Here is a 20532-nt window from a genome sequence, read left to right as displayed (position 1 = left end):
GGAGATCGGCAATGACCTATCTGAGCAGCAATAGTGCAGGGGAAACGGCCCTGCTCGAACGCGAGCGACCGGCAGCGCCTGCCGTCCCGAAAGGTCTCGAGGCGCCGGCATCTCCCGCTGTCCCCGCCATCCGCAGGAAGCGGCGGCTGGGGCCGGGGCCGGCCATTCCCTTCGGCCTCCAGATCGGGCCGCTCGTGCTGGTGCTGGCCTGGGTCGCCGGTTCGGCGCTGAACCTGATCGATCCGCGCATCCTGCCCTCGCCCTGGACTGTTATCGCCACTTTCGGTGAATTGATCGCCGATGGCCGGCTGCAATCGAATTTTCTGACCTCGTCGGTCAGGGCCCTGCTGGGCCTGGGCTTCGGCATTGTCATCGGGCTGCTGCTGGCCGTGGTTTCGGGCCTGTCGCGGGTCGGGGAAGCGCTGATCGACGGGCCGATCCAGATCAAGCGAGCCGTGCCGACCCTGGCCATGATCCCGCTGCTCATCCTCTGGCTGGGCCTGGGGGAGACCATGAAGGTCACCATCATCACCCTGGGCGTTATCGTGCCGATCTACATGCATACCCATAACGCGCTGCGGGCCATCGACGAGCGCTATGTCGAACTGGCCGAAACGCTGCGCATGAGCCAGCGCGATTTCCTGCTCCAGGTCGTGCTGCCCGGCGCGGTTCCCGGTTTCCTCCTGGGCCTGCGCTTCGCAGTGACGCTGTGCTGGGTGTCGCTGGTGGTGGTCGAACAGATCAATGCCACCTCCGGTCTGGGCTATATGATCGAACTCGCCCGCACCTATGGCCAGACCCAGATCATCATTGTGGGTCTGGTCGTCTATGCCCTGCTGGGCCTGGCCTCGGACGGCATTGTCCGCCTGCTCGAACGGAGGCTGCTCTCATGGCGCCGCACGCTGGCTCACTGAACGCGGTTGAAGTCCGCCGCCTGACGCGGCGCTTCGGGCCGACCACTATTCTCGACGATGTCGACCTTGATATCGCGCCGGGGGAATTCATTGCCCTTTTGGGCAAGAGCGGATCGGGCAAGAGCACTTTCCTGCGGGCACTGGCGGGGCTCGATTACGAGGTGGCGGGCACCGGCAGCCTTGCCGTCCCCGATCGGCTGTCGGTCGTCTTCCAGGATGCCCGCCTCCTGCCCTGGCGCAATGTCATCCAGAATGTGACGCTGGGCCTGTCCGGCGCCCGGCAGCAGGCCGGCCGCAAGGCATTGGCCGAAGTGGGTCTGGCCGGCCGCGAAACCGCCTGGCCGATCCAGCTTTCGGGCGGCGAGCAGCAGCGCGTGGCCCTGGCCCGCTCCCTGGTGCGCGAGCCGGCGCTGCTGCTGGCCGACGAGCCCTTCGGGGCGCTTGATGCGCTGACCCGGCTCAAGATGCATGGCCTGCTGCGCGAACTCTGCGCCCGCCACCGGCCCGCCGTGCTGCTGGTGACCCATGATGTGGACGAGGCCATTTCCCTGGCCGACCGCATTCTGGTGCTCGATCGCGGCCGCTTCATCGAGGACCTCGCCGTGGACCTGCCCGGCCGCCGCCGTCACGGCGATCCGCGCTTCGATGCCATCCGCTCGCAATTGCTATCCCGACTGGGGGTGGACGCCGACGAGCGCAACGCCGCCTGAACCGAGGGTTCCCGTTGCCGACCGGGACCAGCCAAATCGCCCCTTGACTTAGAGTGCGCTCGAAGCCGTAGCTTGGCAGGCGTCGTGGCGAAAGGCGGTCTGTGGTGAAGATTGGCGAACTGGCGAAACGCTCGGGATTGTCAGCTCATACCATCCGTTATTACGAGCGGATCGGGCTGCTGCCCTATGCCGATCGGAACGCGTCCGGGCTTCGTGACTATGACGCATCCATCCTGAACTGGATCGATTTTCTGGGGCGTTTGAAGACGACCGGAATGCCGATCCGGGACATGCTGCGCTATGCCGCCTTGCGCGAGCTTGGCCCGGGCACGGAGGCGGAACGCCGTCACCTGCTCGAGGTCCACCGCGATCGCGTGCGGGCACGTCTGGCCGAACTCGGCGATTGCCTTCTCGTCCTCGACACCAAGATCGCCGGCTATGCCGGCCTAACGAGGATTCTAGACTATGACACCACACTCCCAGAACGGCAGCGCAAACCCGCCGCAACACGGCGGGCCCGCTGAGGCACCTGCCATGCGCAAACTTGGCTCCGATCTGACCGTATCGGCGGTCGGGCTGGGCTGCATGGGCATGAGCCATGCCTATGGTGGCCAGGACGAAGCCGACGCCATCCGCACGCTGCATCACGCGGTCGACCTGGGCGTGACCCTGTTCGATACCGCCGAAGTCTATGGTCCGTTTGAAAACGAAATCCTGGTCGGCAAGGCGCTGAAGCCCTATCGGGGCAAGGTGGTGATCGCCACCAAGGTCGGCTTTCGCATCGATGCGGGCAAGACGGGCGTCGCCGCCATGAGCGGTGTCGATGGCCGGCCCGAGCATGTGCGCGCGGCCACCGAAGCCTCGTTGCAGCGGCTGGGCATCGAGGCGATCGATCTGCTCTACCAGCACCGGCTCGATCCGCAGGTGCCGGTCGAGGAGACGGTGGGGGCCATGGCTGATCTAGTGGCAGCGGGCAAGGTTCGGGCCATCGGGCTGTCCGAGACCGGTGCCGACATGATCCGCCGGGCCCATGCCGTGCACCCCATCGCTGCGCTGCAAAGCGAATATTCGCTCTGGACCCGCAATCCGGAAGGCGAAATCCTCGATGCCTGCCGCGAACTGGGGATCGGTTTCGTGCCCTTCAGCCCGCTTGGCCGCGGGTTCCTGACGGGCAAGCTGCAAAAGCCAGAGGATTTCGAGGCCGGCGATTTCCGGCGCACACTGCCCCGTTTCAGCCCCGAAAACATGGCGAGCAATGCCGCCCTGGTGCGGCTTCTGGAAGAGATGGCGGCCGACAAGGGGGTAAGTGCCGCCCAGCTCGCGCTGGCCTGGGTGATCAACCAGGGCGATTTCATCGTGCCCATCCCCGGAGCCCGCAAGATCGGCCATCTCGAGCAGAATGTCGCGGCGGCGAATATCGCCCTGACGCCAGCCGAGCGTGAAACGCTGGGCATTCTGCTGGCGCCGGAAAAGTTCGCCGGCACCCGCTATGGCGCGACCGGCGCCTGGGTGAGCGGCCGCTAGCCTGCGCGGGGGAATCGAGTTCGTCCGATCCATTGGATCGGGCGAACCGCCTGGCTGCCGGAACAAAGCGCCGAGGGCCGCCGTTTGCTTGTGAATGACCAGCATATGAGCGCCACCATGCCCGCCCGAACTGGAAATATCGAACAATCCGCTGCGGCCGCCAATCATGCCCAGGCGTTGAGCGCCCGGATGGGCAGCGATGCCGCGGAGGCGGCGGGCATCAAGCTCACCAGCCCTGATCGGGTGGTCTATCCCGGCCAGGGCGTGACCAAGGCCGATCTGGTCGCCTATTACGCCGTCGTGGCCGACCGCATGCTGCCTCATATCGAGAACCGGCCGCTCAGCCTGCTGCGCTGTCCCCAGGGCCGGGCCAAATACTGCTTCTTCCAGAAGCACGATACCGGCGGATTTCCCGACGCGATGAAGTCGCTGCCCATCACCGAGAAGGACGGCAGCCGCGAAAACTACTTCTATATCGACAATCTGGCGGGGCTGATCGCCGGCACGCAGATGAACGTGCTGGAATGGCACCTCTGGGGCGCCCGCACCGAAAATATCGAGAAGCCCGAGCGCATCGTCTTCGACATCGACCCCGACGAGGGCCTCGGCTTTGCCGAGGTGCGCGCCGCCGCCGTGGATATCCGCGCCGAGCTTGAGACGTGGGGGCTGCAAAGCTATGCGCTGGTCACCGGCGGCAAGGGCGTGCATGTCATTGCCCCGCTGCGCCCCAGCACCGAATGGCCGGAGGTGAAAATCTTCTGCAAGGCCTTTGCCCAGCGCCTGGCCGACAGGGAGCCCGATCGTTTCATCGCCACGATGAGCAAGGCCAAGCGCCAGGGCAAGCTCTTCATCGACTATCTGCGCAACGAGCGTGGCTCGACCGCCATCGCCCCCTGGTCGAGCCGCTCGCGGCAGGGGGCACCGGCGGCTGTGCCGGTCCGCTGGGATGAATTGGCAGCGATCAAGGCGGCCAACCAGTTCAGCCTGGCCGACGCCGCCCACCGGGCCAGCCTGCCCGATCCCTGGAAGGACTATTTCTCGACATCCCAGTCACTCACCAAGACCATGGTGAGCGCCATTGCGGAATAGCCTGGACACCAGGCGCCCGGCATTGGTCCCGATTGGTCCTATGCCTGTCGCCCGCCCAAGGCGAGCGCGGAGACCGGTCCGCGCCCGCCTTTTGCATTAGAGCGCGCCGACCTTTTCGCTGAAGGCTTTGGTGAGCGCGGCGAGCGCCCGTTGGGCATCCTGGCGATGGGTATCGAGATCGGCGATGCGGTTTTCCTCGGCCTCGAGCATTTCGAGATATCGCTGGGCCAGGGAAGAGTCGGCGGGAACGGCGGCGAGGTTTTCCCGGATGCGGGCCTGGCTGTCGCTGGCCTGGTCGAGATCCTGCTCCAGCCCGGCCAACCCATTTTCGGCACGGGCAATCTCCTGCCGGCTCTCGGCCAGCTCGGTCAGGATCGCCGCCGTGGCCGGGTCATCAAGCTGGCCCACCCAATAGAGCAGGGTATCGGCATCGGAATCGACGAGCGCGATGCTTTGCAGATCGGTGCGCTCGACGCTGGCGACGACCTTGGCTGTGCCGCCGGCCGCCAGCTTCGCCTGCAGGCGATAATGGGTGGGCGTCGTTGAATCGAGGGCATCGGACGATAGGGTCCATCCCGACTGGCGCGGATGCTCGATGACCACTGTGCGCGGCGCATCCTGGGCGCCGGTAATGGCGTAGGTCGTATCGGTGCGGGTGACCCCGGTCACGCGCAGCACACCATCGGCCAGGGTCGCGCGATAGACTGTTTCGCTCTCCCCATATTGGGTTGTCACTTCCACCTTGCGATCGGCGGCAAAGCTGATCATGCGGGTCTCGCCATCGGGCACATTGGCCAGTTGCGCATCGCCGGCATAGCCTTCTTCCTGCGGCGCATAGACGGTGACGAGCCCCGGCGGCAGGCTGGTGCCGGTGGTGTTTTCCAGCCGCAAGGCAGCGATCGGGTTCACCTCGCCCCGCTCGGGCTGGAACAGCGAAATCCGTTCGGCGGTGAGCTCGGCATCGATGAACGGCACGGACATAGTCTGCCCGGCAGCAAGATCGACCGGCATCGGCAGCAGATAGGTTGCCGCATTCGTGCCTTCCGTGGCCTGGGCCACTGCCTTGGGCGCCGAAGGGGAAGCTGGGGTGGGCGCCGGCGCGGCAATGGCGGCCGCATTGCCCAGGAACATGGAGTCAGACATCGCAATTTCCCCGGTATTGGGGCTGAGCTGCTGTTGGGCAGCGCTTTCGCGATAGAGGTCCGGGGCAGGCGCCGCAATGGTCTGGGCGAAAACGGGCACTTCGGGGCGCTGGTGCCAGTAGCGCTGGTAGAGGCGCTGGGCCAGCGTCACCGGCGCCCCCGATGACAGGGTGACCTGGACATCGGACCAATCATCGCCCGACGCATTTTCGATAACGGCCCAGGCCTGCAGCCGCGCGACCCCCTCGGCATCAAGGATCAGCCGATAGGCCGTCTTCCAGACGGGGGCGGGGACCACATAATCCAGCCGCACCTCGCGGGGGCCTGTGCCTTCGAGGCCGATATTGATGGTTCGCATGCCCGCGACCCGCCCCTGCCCACTGACCAGCACGGCCTGGCGCAGGCTCTCGCGCACGGCCGGGTCGAGAATGTCGAGCTCGGCATCCGCGCGCAATCGGATCGTGACCAATTGGCCCTGTTCGGTGAGAATGGACAGCAGCGGCGCCGGCTCTTCCTTTTCGTTTTCGAGGGGAGCGGCGGTATCGACGCCAAGCACCATGCCTTCCACCGTGCGGCCGGAGGAAGACACGCGCACGGGCACGCCCTGAAGCGTATCGAGCAGGCGCGGCAAGGCACGCAGATCGTCCGGCGTGAACGGCAACCCGCGGAAGGTTTCCTCCATCAGCGATGGCCCGTCCAGGGTAATCGCGGCCACCCCGCCCGCCGGATCATAGACCAATAGGCTCTTGAGAATGTCATCGACCTGATCGAGCGGCACTTCGAAGCCGAGCGCAGCGGCCTCCTCGAGGGAAATGCTGCGCCGGATTTCGGCCAGCCCACCCGAGGAAAGCGTCACCGCCTCGATGCGATAGCCGTCCCCTTCCTGCGCCAGGGTCAGGCTGACCGGCGCGCTGATGGCGACGCACAGCCCGGCCAGCACCGGCAACAGCAGCGGAACCCCCAAATGGCGCCGCGCCCTGGCGACACGCCAATCCGTCACGCGTACTGACCTGGAATTGCTCATAGCCCTATCCCTTCTCATGTCCTTATTGGAGACCTTCCACCATGAGACGTCGACCGCAATGCACTCCTTGGGATCGCAGAGAAAAATAATGCGGGTGGCTTCCCGCACTCGACGGCGGGGCCGCCGGATTTACAGAAATGGCTGGTTCGGGTCAGTGGTCGAACCGATGCCGATGCCAATTTTGTAAGTTACAGACTCGCCGGGCGCCAGGATGTTGGTTTCCGGCGATTGCGGCTTTGCCGGCTCAAGTGCCAGCGCATAGATCCCGGACTGAAACGCCCGCCAGATCCCCAGCGCGGGCAGGGCGGCGGTCGGGTATGATAGGCGTGCGCGCATTCCGCCCAGGAGGGCTTCATTCCGCAACTCGATCGTGGCGATCGCTTGGTTGGGCTGCACCGCTATGCCTTCATAATAGTCGACGAAATCGGGGTGAGGACGTTTGTCGCCGTCGTTGAAGGCAGCCGTGAAATCGGGGCTGATGTCGCCTGATATCCTGGTGTTCTGATCGAGAAACGGATAGCCGAAATTGAGATGATAGAGCATCGCGTGGGGCGTGGGACGGAAGCCGGCATTCTCTACCGTGTCGGCAATATCGACCCGGGTACCAAAAACCTCGATCTGAATGCGGCGACGCAGGATGAGGTTTTCTCCAAACACGGCGCTTTGCCTGACCATGCCTTCTGCCCAGATTGTCGGGACGTCCTGCTCCCAGGTGATGCCATATCCCGAAAGAGTGGCGCGCTGGCTGGAGATGCGGCCATGCAGGGGATGGAAAACCTCGCGTCGGTGTTTGTGAATAAAGTGCTCCGCCCCGGTCTTCCTGGCTCCCCCGATATGATCCAGGCCGCAGGTTACGAGGAAGCCGTCGAGGTTTCTGTAGAAGCCCACGCCATGCTCGGCATCGATCGGGTGCGGTGGCCAGGGCAGGCCATTGGCACTGTTCCAGCCAATATTGATGCCGCGCCATGTCGCGCTGGAAATGTCGAAGCCGCGGTCGAGAGCGATTTCACAGCCAATTCCGGTGGCGTTGCGGACGACAAGCAAACGTTGCCCCCGTCCCGGACCGTCCTCCAGTTGAAGCAGGCGAATGTCCGCCAGCCCACGCCCATCTACCGTTCGTTCCCTGAGGGCGGAGCGCGACAGGCTTTGCGGATTTGGCAATGATGGCCCATTGGGATCGACGAGGTCCTGCGACATCAGGCGGGTACCGCAATGGTCTTGAGCAGTGGTCTGACCTTGTCAAGGAAGCCCTCGGTGCCGCAGGCGAAGCGGAGCTTTGCGTCAAGGCCGGTATGGTCCCAATCAATCGTATGGGACACGCCAAGGCTGGCCAGGATCGGCAGGCCCGCCATCACGTCCCAGGTTGAATCGCCCAGGGCCAGGTACCCATCTGTCTCGCCCAACGCGATATCGACGAGCGACAGTGTTGAGGAGCCACAGAACCGGACATTGATCCCCAGCTCATCGGAAACAAAGCGGATCAACTCGATACGATCCGCTGTGCCGATGCTCGGATGCCAGCCAATTCCCGTCGCGCCCTGGGCGAAGTCAAGCGGGGGCAGCGGGCCCATTGGCATCCCGTTGCGCTGCGCGGGCGCATCGACGCCTCCGCTCAACATCAGGGCACGTGCCGGCGCGAAGATCGTCCCGTAGACCGGCCTTCTGTTCTCGAACAGGCCGATTGATATGGCCCAATTCTGACCACCGCGAACGAAGTTGAACGTGCCATCGATCGGATCAATGACCCAGATCCGGCCTGATGTGCCTGCGGTCTCGCCAGCTTCCTCCCCAAAGACGCCATCGTCCGGGAAAGCCCTGCGGAGACTGGATGTCAGGAATTGTTCGACCGCGCGATCCGCCTCGGTGACCAGATCGAGATGGCCCTTCCGTTCCACGGGCAGGCCGGCGAGAGATTGGAAATGCTCGAGGGCGATTGCGCCGGCGCGACGTGCGATGTCTTCGATAAGCGTCCGGGTTGGGCGCGTAGTGTGCTCTGTCATTGGATCGCATCGACCTTCGCGACCGCCAGCCCATTTGCGCGAACGAAATCCATGGTCCAGGCGACGTCGTCGCAAACGAGCATGTCGATCAGTCCGGCACGCAGGAAGCCCGCCAGCGTCTGCAGATAGTTGACGCCATAGCTTGCCCGCAGCTCGAAATATTGCGGCGGGGGGACATAGTGGCTGACGCCGATATTGGCCGCGTGAAGGCCTTTCGCCAGGTCCGCGGAAAACTGCGGGTAGTCCGTATTCATGACGTCCATCGATGCCGAACCGGCCGCAGCGGCCGGGTCCGTCAGGTGATGATAGTTGATGCCCATCGTGCGGATGCGCGGCTCCAGATGCTTGATATCGCGCAGCACGACATAGTCGAACGAGCTGATCAGGACGCGATCCAGCATCCCGGCATTGCCCAGGGCGGAAATGACCTGCTCCAAATAGGCGGAGCCCTCGAACTTGTCCTTGATCTCGACGATCAACCCAAGGCCGAGCTCCCGGCTGAATGCCAGCATGTCTTCGAAGAGTTCGATCGGCTGCCCCTCGATGGGCAGGCCATTGCGGGCCCTGGTTCGAAACCGGGCTATGTCGGCATGGTCGCGTTGGCAAATAAGGCCGGTGCCTGTCGACGCATTGTCCAGAATGTCGTCGTGGAACACCAGCAGGCGGCCGTCGCGCGTCTGGCGAAGATCAATTTCGCAGAGTGAAGCGCCCAATTCGGCCGCGCGTTGTAATGAGGGACGGCTGTTTTCGTGCCCATCGATAACGTGGCCGCGATGGCCACAGACCAGGATCTGTCCGGAGCGCGAAGGTAGGATATCAAACATTGCTTTCAATCTGGATAGGGTGAAACCGATTGCGATGCGCGAGGGGGCTATTTGAGCCCGCTGCGAGCAAAGCTGGTGATGAATTGCTTTTGCAGGACCAGGAAGATGACCACCATCGGAAGCGCCGCCATGGCGCCGGCCGCCATCACGACATTCCAGTCCGTAGTATAGACACCGCGAAGCAGCGCGAGGCCGGGGCCGAGCGTCAATTTGTCAATCGAACGGTTGACGACCAGGGGCCACAACAGGTCCTTCCATTCGGACAGGACCGACAGAATGGCCAGCGAGACGATGCCGCTCCGGGCAACGGGGACGACGATCGTGGCCAGTATCCGCAGATGAGAAGCCCCGTCGAGGCGAGCGGCTTCGATCAGCTCGCGGGGCACGCCGCGGAAGAACTGATAGAGCAGGAAGACCCCGAAAACGTCGAATACGGACGGCAGGAACAGCGCCACCAAAGTGTCTGTCATCCGGAAGCTTGCGATGATGGCAAAGTTCGGCACGATAAAGATGTCGCCCGGCACCATGATCAGCGCGAGAATTCCGACCAGGATGGCGGATGTCCCGGGAACCTTGATAATCGCCAATGCATAGGCCGCCGTGGCGCAGACTATCAGTGTCCCGATGGCCCGGCCCGCCGAGACGACGATGGTGTTGAACAGCAGCGTCGCGAACGGAATGCGATTGAAGACCTCGATCACGCCATCCAATGTCGGTGGTGACGGAATGAGGCGCGGAGGAACCATCAGGGTCTGGCCGGTCGTCATCAAGCCAGTTGCGACCATCCAGGCGAACGGCGCCAGAATGAGCAGGCCGACAATGGTGGTGATCGCATAAATCCGCCAACCGGCCTGGTTTTGAGCGTGCATCAGCCGTTCTCCCCATAATGTACGAAGCGGCGCTGCAAACGCATCAGCACGATCGAGACAGCCAGGATGATCAGCAGCAGCACGAGAGAAACGGCCGCCGCATAGCCGCGCTGGCCCGTCTCGAGGAAAGCGAGATAGAAATAATAGTAGACGAGCGTGAAGCCGTAGTTGAGCGACACCGAGTGATCGACAGGCGGCAGCAGCACATAGACGACGTCGAACAGCTTTAGGGCGCTGATGGTCGTTGTGATGATGACGAAGAAGAGCGAGGGCGTCAGAAGCGGCAGGGTAATGGAAAAGAATTGCCTGACCGGGCCCGCGCCATCGAGCGTCGCCGCTTCATAGAGGTCCGGCGAGATATCCTGCATTCCAGCATAGAGGATGATCGTGGGGACGCTGAAGGAAAGGTAGACAACCAGCAGCGACACGACGACCGTGACGCCCGAGGCGCTGCCGAACCAGCTGACGGGCGATGCGCCCATGACCTGCAGGGCCGAGTTGACGAGCCCATACTGGGTCTGAAACATCCAGCCAAAAACCAGGATGGCCGCGGTCGGCAAACACACCGCCGGCAGAAAAACGATGGCGCGGAAGACCGATTGGCCGCGAAAGCGGTATTGCATCAAGGTGGCCAGAGCCAGCGAGACCACGATGACGCCTGGTACGGCGATGATCGCGAACTTGAAGGTATTGAGGATCGCCACCCGCAGCTGATTGTCGCCAAGCAAGTCCTGATAATTGGCAAGACCGGCGAATTTGGGGGCGCCGAAAGCGCCGGCATTCATGAACGACAGCCAGATATTGTAGCCGAAGCCATATGCCCGGAAGACGAGCAGCCCGACCAGCAGCGGGGCCAGCAGAAGATAGCCGATCATGGCCTCTCGATGGGCCAGAGTGCGTCGCGCAATTGCGCGACGCACTCCCATGCCTGCGCCCGTCAGGCGATCAAGAATATTGCCCGTCAACGCAGGGCCCCATTCAGCAGGTCGTCGATCCGCTGGGCGGCTTGTTCTGCGGTCAATGCGCCCGAATAGAATTCACCCATGACCGCGCTGCTGATTTCGGGCATGGCCGCGAGTACTTTTGGATTGGCGGTCGTCGTGCGCAGATAGCTTTGCGCACTGGCCGCATCGAGCGCCGCTTCAAGGCCGCCCAGTTTTCCGTTCGTCGCGACGAATGCGGCCAAAGCCTGCGGATTGGTATTGGCAGGCAGGGCGGCGCCGCCCTGTGCGTGAAGGGCGGACCCCTCATCTGAGGTGAGGAACTTGATAAGTTCCCAGCTCTCGTCCTTGTGCTGGGAGTTGACGTTCATGACATAGGACAGCCCATTGGTGTCGTTTGCCCAGGACCCGTTGACGGCGGGCAGGTGCACGACGCCGAAGGTGCCGGCCGGCGCATCCGCCTTGGACAACAGGCTCAGATTCCACGAGGGCGTTTCCGCCATGGCGAGCTGCCCGGAAATCAATGCGTTTACCGGGTTGAAGTCGGTGGAATCGGCAACCTTCAGGATCAGCTCGCTATCCTGCAGGCTCTTGATCATCTCGAGAGCCTTGATGCCCTGGGGTGACGACATATGGCTCTGGCCATCGGCGATCACCGCGCCGCCCAGGGCATGGACCAGGCTCGCGACGCCATTGTTGAACGAGTAATTGTAGTAGAGAGGCACAATGGACGAAGAGGTCCGCTTCGCCTTTACCTCTTCGGCAATTCGGACCATGTCTTCCCAGGTCCATTCAGCTTTGGGCGTTGCGATCCCAAGCCCTTCGAGCAGCGTGGCGTTGTAAACGAAGGTCCAGGCATCGAAGTCCTTGGGGATGCCGTACTGATGACCGCCAAGGTTATAGAGATTGGCGATCACCTGCTTGTAGCCATCCAGCGACAGGGCATCCCGCGCGATATAGTCGTCTAGCGGCTGCAACGCGCCGCCATCCACATAATAGGACGCCTTGGAGCTCTGCCACATGACGTCCGGCCCCTGGCCGGCACCGAGGGCGGCGTCGAGTTTGACATAGTACTGGTCCTGCGGAACCTGCTCGAGCGACACGGCGATATTGGGGTTCGCGGCCTGGAAAGCATCGACTGCCATCTGCACGCCGGCCTTCTGTGCCGGATCCCAGATCATCAAGGTCAGGTTGACGTCGGCGGCCAAAGCCATGCTGGCGGCGGAGGTAGAAAGCAGTGCAATTGTCGCTGCCCCGGCCAGAAAGTTTCTGCGGTTTGTCTTGAGCATTGTTGTCTCCCTAAATGGTCGGTCGTTTTGTGGGCTGGGTCTTGGAAGCCGGAGGCCTCCTAGTCCGCGATGGTGAACTTCTTGCGGATTGCTTCGGGCGCTGCCTCGACCATGCTGCGAGCGCCGGCGTCGGTGACGATGACGCCCACGTCCTCGATCTTTGCGGTCACCGAGAAGCTCGATTTGGCCAGCTTGGAATGGTCGGCCACGACGATAACCCGCCGCGCCACCTCGATCATGGCGCGCTGCACGCCGGCATTCGCCGGCGAGCCGGTGAAGATCAAACCGCGGTCGAAATCGATCGACGCGGCATTGAGAATGAGCTTGTCGACGTGGAACTGGCGGATGAAGTCCTCGGCCAGGGCCCCCCGGAAAGACCGGTTGATCGCTGCATATTCGCCGCCGACGGCATAAACGCGTTCAGCGTCAGCGCGGACCAGCTCGGCGATGATATCGGCGCCATTCGAGATGAAGGTGAGCCCCTTGCGCCCGGCGAGAAGCTTGACCACTTCGAGCGAAGTCGTGCCGGCATCAAGCAGCACGGTATCGCCGTCGGCAATCATCGCGGCGGCTGCGCTTGCAATCGCCGCCTTCTCGGCCTGATGGGACACTGCGCGCACGGCATTGGCCGGGTCTTGCCCCACCTGCGTTATGCTGACGGCGCCGCCATGGGTTCTGCGCAACCGGCCGGCCTCGTCGAGCTCGCCGAGATCGCGTCGCATGGTGGCCCCTGAGACGCCCGTTCGTTCCGACAGCGTCTGTACGTCGAGAAAGCCCTTCTCGTTCAACAATTCCAGAATTCTGGCGTGGCGTTCTTCAGCTGTATTGAGCATTTGAACTCTCTCCAAATGATTGATAATGATCATGGCGAGCAAAATCGAAAACGTCAAATGAATATCTGATGACGCTGAAACCGCCAGAAAATAGCGGATTTGGCATTGACCGGCGCAAGAGTGCCAGTAAGTTAAAGTGGAAGTTGTCGGCAAAATTCCCAACTATGAGCATTTTCGATCATAGCTTGTGGCAGGGGTGGCCCGCCGATAGCGCCGCCCGGATTGTGGAGAATGGAATGGGTGCGATCAGCATCAAGGACGTCCGCAAACACTATGGAGCCGTCAATGTGCTCCATGGCGTTTCGCTCGACATAGAGGACGGCGAGTTTGTCGTGCTCGTTGGGCCCTCAGGCTGTGGGAAATCCACCTTGCTCCGGATGATTGCGGGCCTTGAGGAGATTTCTGACGGCGAGATCGCCATTGGCGGACGCGTCGTCAACGACGTGGCGCCCAAGGATCGCGACATCGCCATGGTGTTTCAGTCCTATGCGCTCTATCCGCATTGGACCGTTGCGCAGAACATGAGCTTCTCGCTCAAACTGCAACGCGTGCCGAAGCAGGAGGTGGAGAGGCGGGTCGCCCTGGCGGCCGAAATGCTCGACCTCCAGCCATATCTGGCACGCTATCCGCGCCAATTGTCGGGTGGCCAGCGCCAGCGCGTTGCCATGGGGCGCGCAATTGTCAGAAACCCGGCCGCCTATCTGTTCGATGAGCCGCTTTCAAATCTGGATGCCAAATTGCGGGTGCAGATGCGCTCGGAAATCAAGCAGAACCATCATCGGCTAAAGACGACGACGGTCTATGTCACCCACGACCAGGTGGAGGCCATGACCATGGCGGACCGCATCGTCGTCATGCATGGCGGCGTGATCGAACAAATCGGCACGCCACTCGAGCTTTACGATGCGCCGGCCAATCTCTTCGTCGCAGGCTTTATCGGCTCGCCCGGCATGAACATGATCCCGGGCACGTTTGAAAACGGCGACCTCGTCGCGCCCGGCAATGTCCGCATCCCGCTGGGACCGAAACATGCAGCGAAAAATGGGACCCAATTGATCCTGGGTGTTCGCCCCGAGCATTTCCGCCTTGATCCAGACGGCATCGCAGCCGAGATCCTGACGGTGGAGCCAACCGGTTCGGAAACGCATGTGGTCGCCCGTTTCGCCGAACAGGCCGTCGTACTGTCCCTGCGCGAAAGACTTGTTGCCGAGCCGGGTTCCACGATCACGATCGGTATCGATCCGACCTCGCTGCATCTGTTCGACGCCGCGAGTGGGGCGCGCGTTTCCGGCTGATCGCGACGGCGGTCGGGCCATGTTGAGTTGTCGGTGATGCGGGGTCTCCCGACCCGATCACTGACCCGTCTCCTTCGATTGGAGGAGGCGGCCCGGTGGGCGGGGGCTTTCCCGCCCACCGGCCTTCTTGCGAATAGGGCGGCCTGGACCATGACCTCAACACTCCTTCTGATTGACCTGCTGGGGGCGGCGGCCCTGCTCCTGTGGGGGCTGCGGCTCCTCAAGGCCGGGGTGACCACCGCCTTCGGCGCCGAGCTACGCCACTTTCTGGCCCGCAGCACCCGGAACCGGTTGACCGCCTTTGGCGCCGGGATGGCCACGACATTGGCGCTGCAGAGCAGCACCGCCATGGCCGTCCTCGTCAGCTCGTTTGTTGCCCAGGGCCTTGTCGCGCCGGTCATGGCCCAGGCGGTGATGCTCGGCGCCAATGTCGGCACTGCGCTCGTCACGCAGATCCTGTCCTTCGACATTCATTGGCTGGCCCCTGTCGTGGTGCTGACCGGTGTGGCAATCGGCACGCGCCGCTCGCGCCGCAGCCGTGGCATGAGCAAGATCGCCATCGGCATGGGTCTCATGCTGCTCGCGCTGCGGCTCATGGCCGAGGCCACCGCGCCGATGCGGCAGTCGGAGGCCGTTACGACCTTCTTTGGCCTGCTGGGCGATGCCCCGCTCATCGCCGTGGCCCTGGCGGCCGCGCTGGCGGCGGTTTCCGCCTCGAGCCTGGCTGTCGTGCTCTTCATCATGGCCCTGGCCGCAGCCGGCGGCATTGATGCCGAGCTGTGCCTGCTGCTGGTGGCCGGCGCAAATGTTGGCGGCGCCATCCCGCCGATCCCGGCGATTGCGGCCGAAGGGGCAGCCGCGCGGCGCGTTGCCATAAGCAATCTCGTCGTCCGGGGGATGGGCGCTATTGCTTTGTTGCTCGCCGCGCCTTGGCTGGCCAGCCTGTTGCCGCCCGACGGCAGCCTCGCCGAACTGACGGTGCAGGCCCATCTCGGCTTCAACGTCGTCCTGGCAATGGCCTTCCTGCCGGTCATCGGGCCGATGACCCGCCTATTGAGCCGGCTCCTGCCGAACAAGCCAACGGCGGAGGGGAGGCTGGCGCCGCTGCATCTCGACGAGGCCGCACTGGCCGATCCGCCGGCGGCGATCGCCGCGGCCATGCGGGAGACCCTGCATGTCGGCGATCTCGTCGAGAAAATGCTCGAGACGACCCTGGCCGCGCTCAGGAACAGCGATGAATTGCTGTGCCAGGACCTGTTCCGGCTCGACGATGAAGTCGATGCCCTTGATGAAGCCATCAAGCTTTACCTGTCCCGCATCGACCGAAGCCGGCTTGATGAAGCCGGGCGCCGCCAGCTGAGCGCCGTGCTCGACTACGCCATCAACCTCGAGCATGTCGGCGATGTCATCGAGCGGAGCCTGTCGCGCCTGACGATGAAGAAGATCGAGAACCAGCTGCAATACTCACCTGAAGGCATGGGCGAGATCGAGGGCCTCTTCCGCGACACAATCGATAATCTGCGCCTGGCCCAGAGGGTATTCATCAACCGCGACGCCCAGATCGCGCGGCGTCTCATGGAAGGCAAGGTTGCCGTACGGCACAAGGAACGCGCCTCGGTCGAGCGGCATATGGCGCGGCTGCAGGACCGCCGCCCCGATACGCTGCAGACGACGTCATTGCACCTGGATGTGCTCCGCGACCTCAAGCGCATCAACGGCCATCTCATGTCGGTCGCCGCGCCCATCCTCGAAGAGGCCGGAATGCTCCGGCAAAGCCGGCTTAGAAAGGGCGCGGATTTTTCAGGTGGCCGGCGGCCATGATTTGGGGCTCAGGCATATGCGGATTTATACTCCCAGACCTCGACAGACGCGCTGTCCTCGGCCGACGTCCAAAGCGATGCACAATCGATGACACGATAGCTGCGGCGGGTGCCGCAGAGCAGGCCGCCATTGGCGAAGAGTTCGATGACGCCGCGGTCGAAGAACAGTCTGGTGTCGGCGAGCTCGCGGCATGGGGTCCGGTAAGTGATCCGGCCGTCGTCTTCGGAAAGTTCCAGCGCAAGGCTCTCGCCGCTGTGGGTGAGGGTGACGGTTTCGCCGCTGGCGGAGGTGCCGGTGATGGTCAGCCCATTGAGTTTGCCGGATATGCGCATCTCGACAGCACGCCCGTCGGCAAGCGTGTATCTGCCGTTGGCCGGCTCCAGCTTGCGCGTTCGCAGGGTTGCGATGCCGGGTTCGGGATTCGTCAGCAGGCGGTAATGCTGGTCCAGCGTGAGCAGGCGGGGCAGAGAGAGTTCGCCGCTATAGGCGGAGCCGGCAGGCTTGCGGATTTCCCAGTTGAAGAGCCAGGCAAAGGCGAGCTGGCGTTCACCATCCCAAAAGCTTTGCATGGCATAGTAATCGGTGCCGAAGTCGAGCTCCTGCAATTGATCGGAATAGGGCGTGAAGACGCCGTTTTCGAAGCTGCCGGTAACGGCATAGAGGAGGTTGTGACGGCCGGTTTCGGCTTCGGTATAGCCAACGAAGCCGGCGACCAGGACCCAATGACCGTCGATGACAAAGAAATCGGGGCATTCGGCTGATCGCGCGCCGCCGTCGCGGAAGTGAGGCGGGGCGCGATAGAGGATGGAGGCGAAGTCCCAATTGTCTCCGTCGGCGGAATTGTAGAGCAGGAGGGCGGGATCGCCGTCGACGGACGAGCCCAGGACCATGCGGTAGAGGCCGGCATCGCCGTCATACCAGACCTTGGGGTCGCGAATGTCGTGCGTGGTGCCCTCTGGGCCATCGGCAAGCACGAGCGCATTGGCTACCGGCCTCAAAAGGCCTTTGTCCGGGCGCATGCGCTTTTGGACTTCCTTGTAATCCTTGAACAGGTCGTAGGCCGGCAGGCGCTCGGTATAGTAGAACGACAGCGCGCCATCGCGGTCGAAAAACGCATTGCCGGAAAATGCGCCGCCGGTGGCGCCGAGCGCGGCCAGGTTTGCCTCTGGGTATTGAAACACCGGGTAGTGAATCCAGCGGTAGAGGTCCTTGCTGGCAGCGTGCCCCCAATGCATCGGACCCCAATCCACGCCATTGGGATGGTATTGATAGAACAGGTGGTAAGTGTCACCTGCCTTGCACAGCCCATTGGGGTCGTTCATCCAGCCCTTGAACGGCGAAAAGCGCAGTTGGGGGCGTCCGGCCTCCTGTTCGTACCAGGTGGACAGACGATCGGCTGGCCAGGCGGCGAGGCCGCCTGGTCCGAATTCAAGGAAGGTCACCCCGATATCCGCCACGGTCTGCGGATTGTACCGATAGAACAGGGACACTTCGATCAGCGTGTCGTCCCAGGTGATGGTCAGCGCCTGATCGCTGTGATGGGTGTAGCTGAAGGCTTCGTAATAGGGCGGCAGGTGCGCAATCTGGTAGACTGTGCGATCCCCGATGCGAAACGAAAGTGGCGCCGAACCCGGCGGAGTCTCGTGCCTGGCTTTGGCCCAGAGTTCGAACCGGTCGCCGCTTCTGGCGGTTAGCTCCTGTGTCCTAGGCAATTGCGGCGCTCGTCTGCTGTTGCCCTGGTGTAGGGGTGCCTCGGAAGGCGTTCACCGCCTGGTCGATCATGACTTGGGTATCGCTGCCGGAATCCAGCACTGTGTTTTGGGTGGATTCCTGCTCCACTTTGACGGCTGTGACGTCGAGGGTGGTCAGGCCCTTCGTCGAGATTATCGCCGCTACTTGCGTCGAAAAACATTCGCTGTTCGGCACATCGCCTGGTTCCGGTGTCACCGTAGTTGCCACGATGTGATTATTGGCGACGTAGTTTTCCTTGCCCGAGACGAGCCGGATGATCACCGGCTTGGCGGCCGGGGGCTTGATGAGCCGGGTATCGATCGATTCCGAGATGTGGTTGGCAATGATGGAATTATTGCTGCCATTGATATGCAGGAGGCCGAACAGGTCATCGAGGCCATTGTCATATGGCGTCATCGGCGACCAGGGCTCTCCGTCGCGGAGGAAATGGTTGGAAGAGACCAGGTTTTCCGAGCAATCGTCGGAAAAGATCAGCATGCCCGGATAGAATGAATGGAACCTGTTGCCGGTGATGGACGACCGTGCCACGCCGGAAAAATGGATGCTGCTGCGGCCGCGGGGGAAGACATTGTTGGCGGAAACGAGCACGCCGCCGTAATTTTCGGCGTAGATCGAGTGCCCGGCATAGCCGGCGCCGATCAGATTGTTGGAGATCCGGCAGGCCTGTCCCATGCCTCTGAGTTCGATGCAGTTTCCGCATTCGGCGATGAAGTTGTTATCTATCGACAGGGCATCCGAATGGTGGGAGACGATGCCGTGTTCCAGATAGATGAAGCCCATGCCCGTTATGCGGAATGAGTCATTGGCGCTGGCGACGTGGATGCCCGTCTTGCCGTTGCGATACGAATTCTCGTCGCCTTCGAAATGGAGGCCATCGATGCAGAAATCGGCGAATTCGACCGAGCTGATACGGGGATTGCCGCTGCGCTTGACGAGAAAGGCTGAGCGGGATGCGGCATCATCGGTCTCGGGCAGGTCCACCAGCACACGGCTGCCGCCTGGCCAGATCTCGTGCCAATGCTTGAGCTCATGCGCCGGGGTGTTGAAGCGGATGCTCGAGGACGTAAAGCCGTGCCCGGAGCCGATGATTTTGAGATAGCTGATGTCGATGAGGACCTGCGTGACGAGCCGGAAGTCGCCCGGCGGAATATAGATCACCGCGCCGGGCTTGCCGCCATTATTCACATCGGGAAGCGCCTGCCGGCTTTTGATATCGGCGATGATGCTGTTGATGACAGCGCCGATATCCTCATGCGCGTTGCCCATTGGCCATGTCGTGACGTCATAGGCATTTGCACTGGTCATGTCGAATTCGTCCTTATGTGTTCCGGCCCGCTGGCCAGGCGCTGTGCCGGTCATCACCAGATGCTGTTGCGCGTGTCGGGGTCGAAGAAGTGAAAGGCCGATGCATCGGCCGATAGAGTGATCGGTGCGCCGGCCCTTGCTGCGGTTTTGGGGTTGAAGCGGCCGACGGCGGCCTGGATGCCGACTTCGGCCAGGGCATCGGGATCGCCGCCATCCACCATCGGGGCATCCATGGCCAGATGGACAATGGCTTCGGAACCGAGCATTTCGACCTGGGTGACTTTGGCATCGAGTAAAGCCGCGCCGGGATCGGCAAAGGCGGCGTCTTCGAGGCTTTCGGGGCGGATACCCAGGATCAGCCGGCGTGCGTCCGCCCCGCGCAGGCTGGGTCTTTCGTTGAAGACGGTGTCGGGCAGGCTGATGCTTTGCGACCCCAGCGTCAGGGTAGTGCCCGTGAGATTTGCCTCGAACAGGTTCATGGCGGGTGAGCCGATAAAGGTGGCGACGAAGGCGTTGGCGGGGCGGCTATAGAGGGCCTGGGGTGTATCCACCTGCTGCAGATGGCCGCCCTTGAGCACCGCGACGCGGTCGCCCATGGTCATGGCCTCGACCTGGTCATGCGTCACATAGACCGTGGTGACGCCCTGGTCCTTTTGCAGCCGCGTCACCTCGGCGCGCATCTGTACGCGCAGCTTGGCATCGAGATTGCTGAGCGGCTCGTCCATCAGGAAGACGGCGGGCTTGCGCACCATGGCGCGGCCCATGGCGACACGCTGGCGCTGGCCACCGGAGAGATTGGCGGGCTTGCGCTCGAGCAGGGGCGTCAATTGCAGCAGCGCCGCGACTTCCCGCACGCGGGCATCGGCCTCTCGCGCCAGCCCGGCCATGCGTAGGGGAAAGGCGATGTTGTCGTAGACGCTCATGTGAGGATAGAGCGCGTAGGACTGGAACACCATGGCGATGTCGCGGTCCTTGGGATCGACGTTATTGACCTTGCGGTCGCCGATCAGCAGCGTGCCGCCGGAAATGTCCTCGAGGCCGGCGATCATGCGCAGCAGGGTGGATTTTCCGCAGCCCGACGGGCCGACCAGCACAAGGAATTCGCCGTCGCGCACGTCGAGCGAGAGGTCGTGGATGACCTTGAGGTCGCCGCCATAGCTTTTGGCAATGCCGTTGAGTGAGATGGAAGACATGTCGGCT

At 62.8% G+C, this 20532-nt stretch carries 18 protein-coding genes; 7 read left to right on the top strand and 11 right to left on the bottom strand.

Translation table 11 applies throughout. The features are described 5' to 3' along the window. The first annotated feature begins 11 nt into the window (after positions 1–11). The 5 genes from QQL79_RS16415 to ligD all read left to right on the top strand — a co-directional run bounded on the left by QQL79_RS16415 (position 12) and on the right by ligD (position 4237). Entirely contained in the window at positions 12–914 is a 903-nt protein-coding gene (locus QQL79_RS16415) for an ABC transporter permease (protein ID WP_284392636.1), read from the top strand. Further along, a complete protein-coding gene (locus tag QQL79_RS16410; protein ID WP_284392635.1) occupies positions 890–1624 on the top strand; it encodes an ABC transporter ATP-binding protein in 735 nt (244 codons plus the stop codon). The genes QQL79_RS16415 and QQL79_RS16410 overlap by 25 nt, the downstream gene beginning before the upstream one ends. 104 nt (positions 1625–1728) lie before the next feature. Continuing rightward, a complete protein-coding gene (locus QQL79_RS16405) occupies positions 1729–2148 on the top strand; it encodes a MerR family transcriptional regulator (protein WP_284392634.1) in 420 nt (139 codons plus the stop codon). A gap of 10 nt (positions 2149–2158) precedes the next feature. Then, positions 2159–3148 carry an aldo/keto reductase gene (locus QQL79_RS16400; RefSeq protein ID WP_284392633.1) on the top strand — a complete coding sequence of 330 codons (990 nt, stop codon included), beginning with the start codon at positions 2159–2161 and terminating at the stop codon, positions 3146–3148. 117 nt (positions 3149–3265) lie between these two features. Further along, positions 3266–4237 carry a non-homologous end-joining DNA ligase gene (ligD, locus tag QQL79_RS16395; protein ID WP_284392632.1) on the top strand — a complete coding sequence of 324 codons (972 nt, stop codon included), beginning with the start codon at positions 3266–3268 and terminating at the stop codon, positions 4235–4237. 96 nt (positions 4238–4333) lie between these two features. On the opposite strand, the gene QQL79_RS16390 is transcribed toward ligD, so the two are convergent. The 8 genes from QQL79_RS16390 to QQL79_RS16355 all read right to left on the bottom strand — a co-directional run bounded on the left by QQL79_RS16390 (position 4334) and on the right by QQL79_RS16355 (position 13159). Further along, positions 4334–6403, bottom strand: coding sequence for a DUF4139 domain-containing protein (locus tag QQL79_RS16390; RefSeq protein WP_284392631.1), 2070 nt, complete (start codon positions 6401–6403; stop codon positions 4334–4336). Positions 6404–6532: 129 nt separating this feature from the next. Beyond that, positions 6533–7600, bottom strand: coding sequence for an aldose 1-epimerase family protein (locus QQL79_RS16385; protein ID WP_284392630.1), 1068 nt, complete (start codon positions 7598–7600; stop codon positions 6533–6535). Next, positions 7600–8403 carry an inositol monophosphatase family protein gene (locus tag QQL79_RS16380; protein WP_284392629.1) on the bottom strand — a complete coding sequence of 268 codons (804 nt, stop codon included), beginning with the start codon at positions 8401–8403 and terminating at the stop codon, positions 7600–7602. The genes QQL79_RS16385 and QQL79_RS16380 overlap by 1 nt, the downstream gene beginning before the upstream one ends. Then, a complete protein-coding gene (locus QQL79_RS16375; protein ID WP_284392628.1) occupies positions 8400–9227 on the bottom strand; it encodes a glycerophosphodiester phosphodiesterase in 828 nt (275 codons plus the stop codon). Before QQL79_RS16375 ends, QQL79_RS16380 begins: the two co-directional genes overlap by 4 nt. 47 nt (positions 9228–9274) lie before the next feature. Next, entirely contained in the window at positions 9275–10096 is an 822-nt protein-coding gene (locus tag QQL79_RS16370) for a carbohydrate ABC transporter permease (RefSeq protein ID WP_284392627.1), read from the bottom strand. Then, positions 10096–10971 carry a carbohydrate ABC transporter permease gene (locus tag QQL79_RS16365; protein ID WP_284392626.1) on the bottom strand — a complete coding sequence of 292 codons (876 nt, stop codon included), beginning with the start codon at positions 10969–10971 and terminating at the stop codon, positions 10096–10098. The genes QQL79_RS16370 and QQL79_RS16365 overlap by 1 nt, the downstream gene beginning before the upstream one ends. Before the next feature lie 86 nt (positions 10972–11057). After that, on the bottom strand, positions 11058–12326 hold the full coding sequence (locus QQL79_RS16360; protein ID WP_284392625.1) for an ABC transporter substrate-binding protein: 1269 nt from the start codon (positions 12324–12326) through the stop codon (positions 11058–11060). Positions 12327–12385: 59 nt separating this feature from the next. After that, on the bottom strand, positions 12386–13159 hold the full coding sequence (locus QQL79_RS16355; RefSeq protein WP_284392624.1) for a DeoR/GlpR family DNA-binding transcription regulator: 774 nt from the start codon (positions 13157–13159) through the stop codon (positions 12386–12388). Between the two features lie 236 nt (positions 13160–13395). Here QQL79_RS16355 and QQL79_RS16350 point away from each other — a divergent pair, with 236 nt between their 5' ends. Both QQL79_RS16350 and QQL79_RS16345 read left to right on the top strand, forming a co-directional pair. Continuing rightward, positions 13396–14454, top strand: coding sequence for an ABC transporter ATP-binding protein (locus QQL79_RS16350; RefSeq protein ID WP_284392623.1), 1059 nt, complete (start codon positions 13396–13398; stop codon positions 14452–14454). A 150-nt stretch (positions 14455–14604) separates the two neighbouring features. After that, positions 14605–16275, top strand: a complete 1671-nt coding sequence (locus tag QQL79_RS16345) for a Na/Pi cotransporter family protein (protein ID WP_284392622.1) — start codon at positions 14605–14607, stop codon at positions 16273–16275. Between the two features lie 8 nt (positions 16276–16283). Here the strand turns inward: QQL79_RS16345 and QQL79_RS16340 are convergent, their stop codons facing one another. From QQL79_RS16340 to QQL79_RS16330, 3 genes are read right to left on the bottom strand one after another with little or no spacing between them, the layout of a single operon-like run. Beyond that, the gene (locus tag QQL79_RS16340; protein ID WP_284392621.1) at positions 16284–17987 is read right to left on the bottom strand and encodes a glycoside hydrolase family 32 protein; all 1704 of its coding nucleotides are present in this window, start codon (positions 17985–17987) and stop codon (positions 16284–16286) included. Then, positions 17980–19332 (bottom strand): NosD domain-containing protein, encoded by a 1353-nt coding sequence (locus tag QQL79_RS16335; RefSeq protein WP_284392620.1) that lies wholly within the window; start codon positions 19330–19332, stop codon positions 17980–17982. The genes QQL79_RS16340 and QQL79_RS16335 overlap by 8 nt, the downstream gene beginning before the upstream one ends. Positions 19333–19385: 53 nt before the next feature. Continuing rightward, a complete protein-coding gene (locus QQL79_RS16330) occupies positions 19386–20525 on the bottom strand; it encodes an ABC transporter ATP-binding protein (protein WP_284392619.1) in 1140 nt (379 codons plus the stop codon). Positions 20526–20532 lie beyond the last annotated feature (7 nt).

It is taken from the genome of Devosia yakushimensis (assembly GCF_030159855.1).
In the GTDB taxonomy this organism is placed as follows: domain Bacteria; phylum Pseudomonadota; class Alphaproteobacteria; order Rhizobiales; family Devosiaceae; genus Devosia; species Devosia yakushimensis.
This window is presented reverse-complemented; position numbering and strand designations above follow the sequence as displayed.

Coding starts and splice junctions, on each gene's coding strand:
- QQL79_RS16415 (WP_284392636.1), top strand. CDS start 12: ATGACCTATCTGAGCAGCAATAGTGCAGGGGAAACGGCCCTGCTCGAA.
- QQL79_RS16410 (WP_284392635.1), top strand. CDS start 890: ATGGCGCCGCACGCTGGCTCACTGAACGCGGTTGAAGTCCGCCGCCTG.
- QQL79_RS16400 (WP_284392633.1), top strand. CDS start 2,159: ATGCGCAAACTTGGCTCCGATCTGACCGTATCGGCGGTCGGGCTGGGC.
- ligD (WP_284392632.1), top strand. CDS start 3,266: ATGCCCGCCCGAACTGGAAATATCGAACAATCCGCTGCGGCCGCCAAT.
- QQL79_RS16390 (WP_284392631.1), bottom strand. CDS start 6,403: ATGAGCAATTCCAGGTCAGTACGCGTGACGGATTGGCGTGTCGCCAGG.
- QQL79_RS16385 (WP_284392630.1), bottom strand. CDS start 7,600: ATGTCGCAGGACCTCGTCGATCCCAATGGGCCATCATTGCCAAATCCG.
- QQL79_RS16380 (WP_284392629.1), bottom strand. CDS start 8,403: ATGACAGAGCACACTACGCGCCCAACCCGGACGCTTATCGAAGACATC.
- QQL79_RS16375 (WP_284392628.1), bottom strand. CDS start 9,227: ATGTTTGATATCCTACCTTCGCGCTCCGGACAGATCCTGGTCTGTGGC.
- QQL79_RS16370 (WP_284392627.1), bottom strand. CDS start 10,096: ATGCACGCTCAAAACCAGGCCGGTTGGCGGATTTATGCGATCACCACC.
- QQL79_RS16365 (WP_284392626.1), bottom strand. CDS start 10,971: ATGATCGGCTATCTTCTGCTGGCCCCGCTGCTGGTCGGGCTGCTCGTC.
- QQL79_RS16360 (WP_284392625.1), bottom strand. CDS start 12,326: ATGCTCAAGACAAACCGCAGAAACTTTCTGGCCGGGGCAGCGACAATT.
- QQL79_RS16355 (WP_284392624.1), bottom strand. CDS start 13,159: ATGCTCAATACAGCTGAAGAACGCCACGCCAGAATTCTGGAATTGTTG.
- QQL79_RS16350 (WP_284392623.1), top strand. CDS start 13,396: ATGGGTGCGATCAGCATCAAGGACGTCCGCAAACACTATGGAGCCGTC.
- QQL79_RS16345 (WP_284392622.1), top strand. CDS start 14,605: ATGACCTCAACACTCCTTCTGATTGACCTGCTGGGGGCGGCGGCCCTG.
- QQL79_RS16335 (WP_284392620.1), bottom strand. CDS start 19,332: ATGACCAGTGCAAATGCCTATGACGTCACGACATGGCCAATGGGCAAC.
- QQL79_RS16330 (WP_284392619.1), bottom strand. CDS start 20,525: ATGTCTTCCATCTCACTCAACGGCATTGCCAAAAGCTATGGCGGCGAC.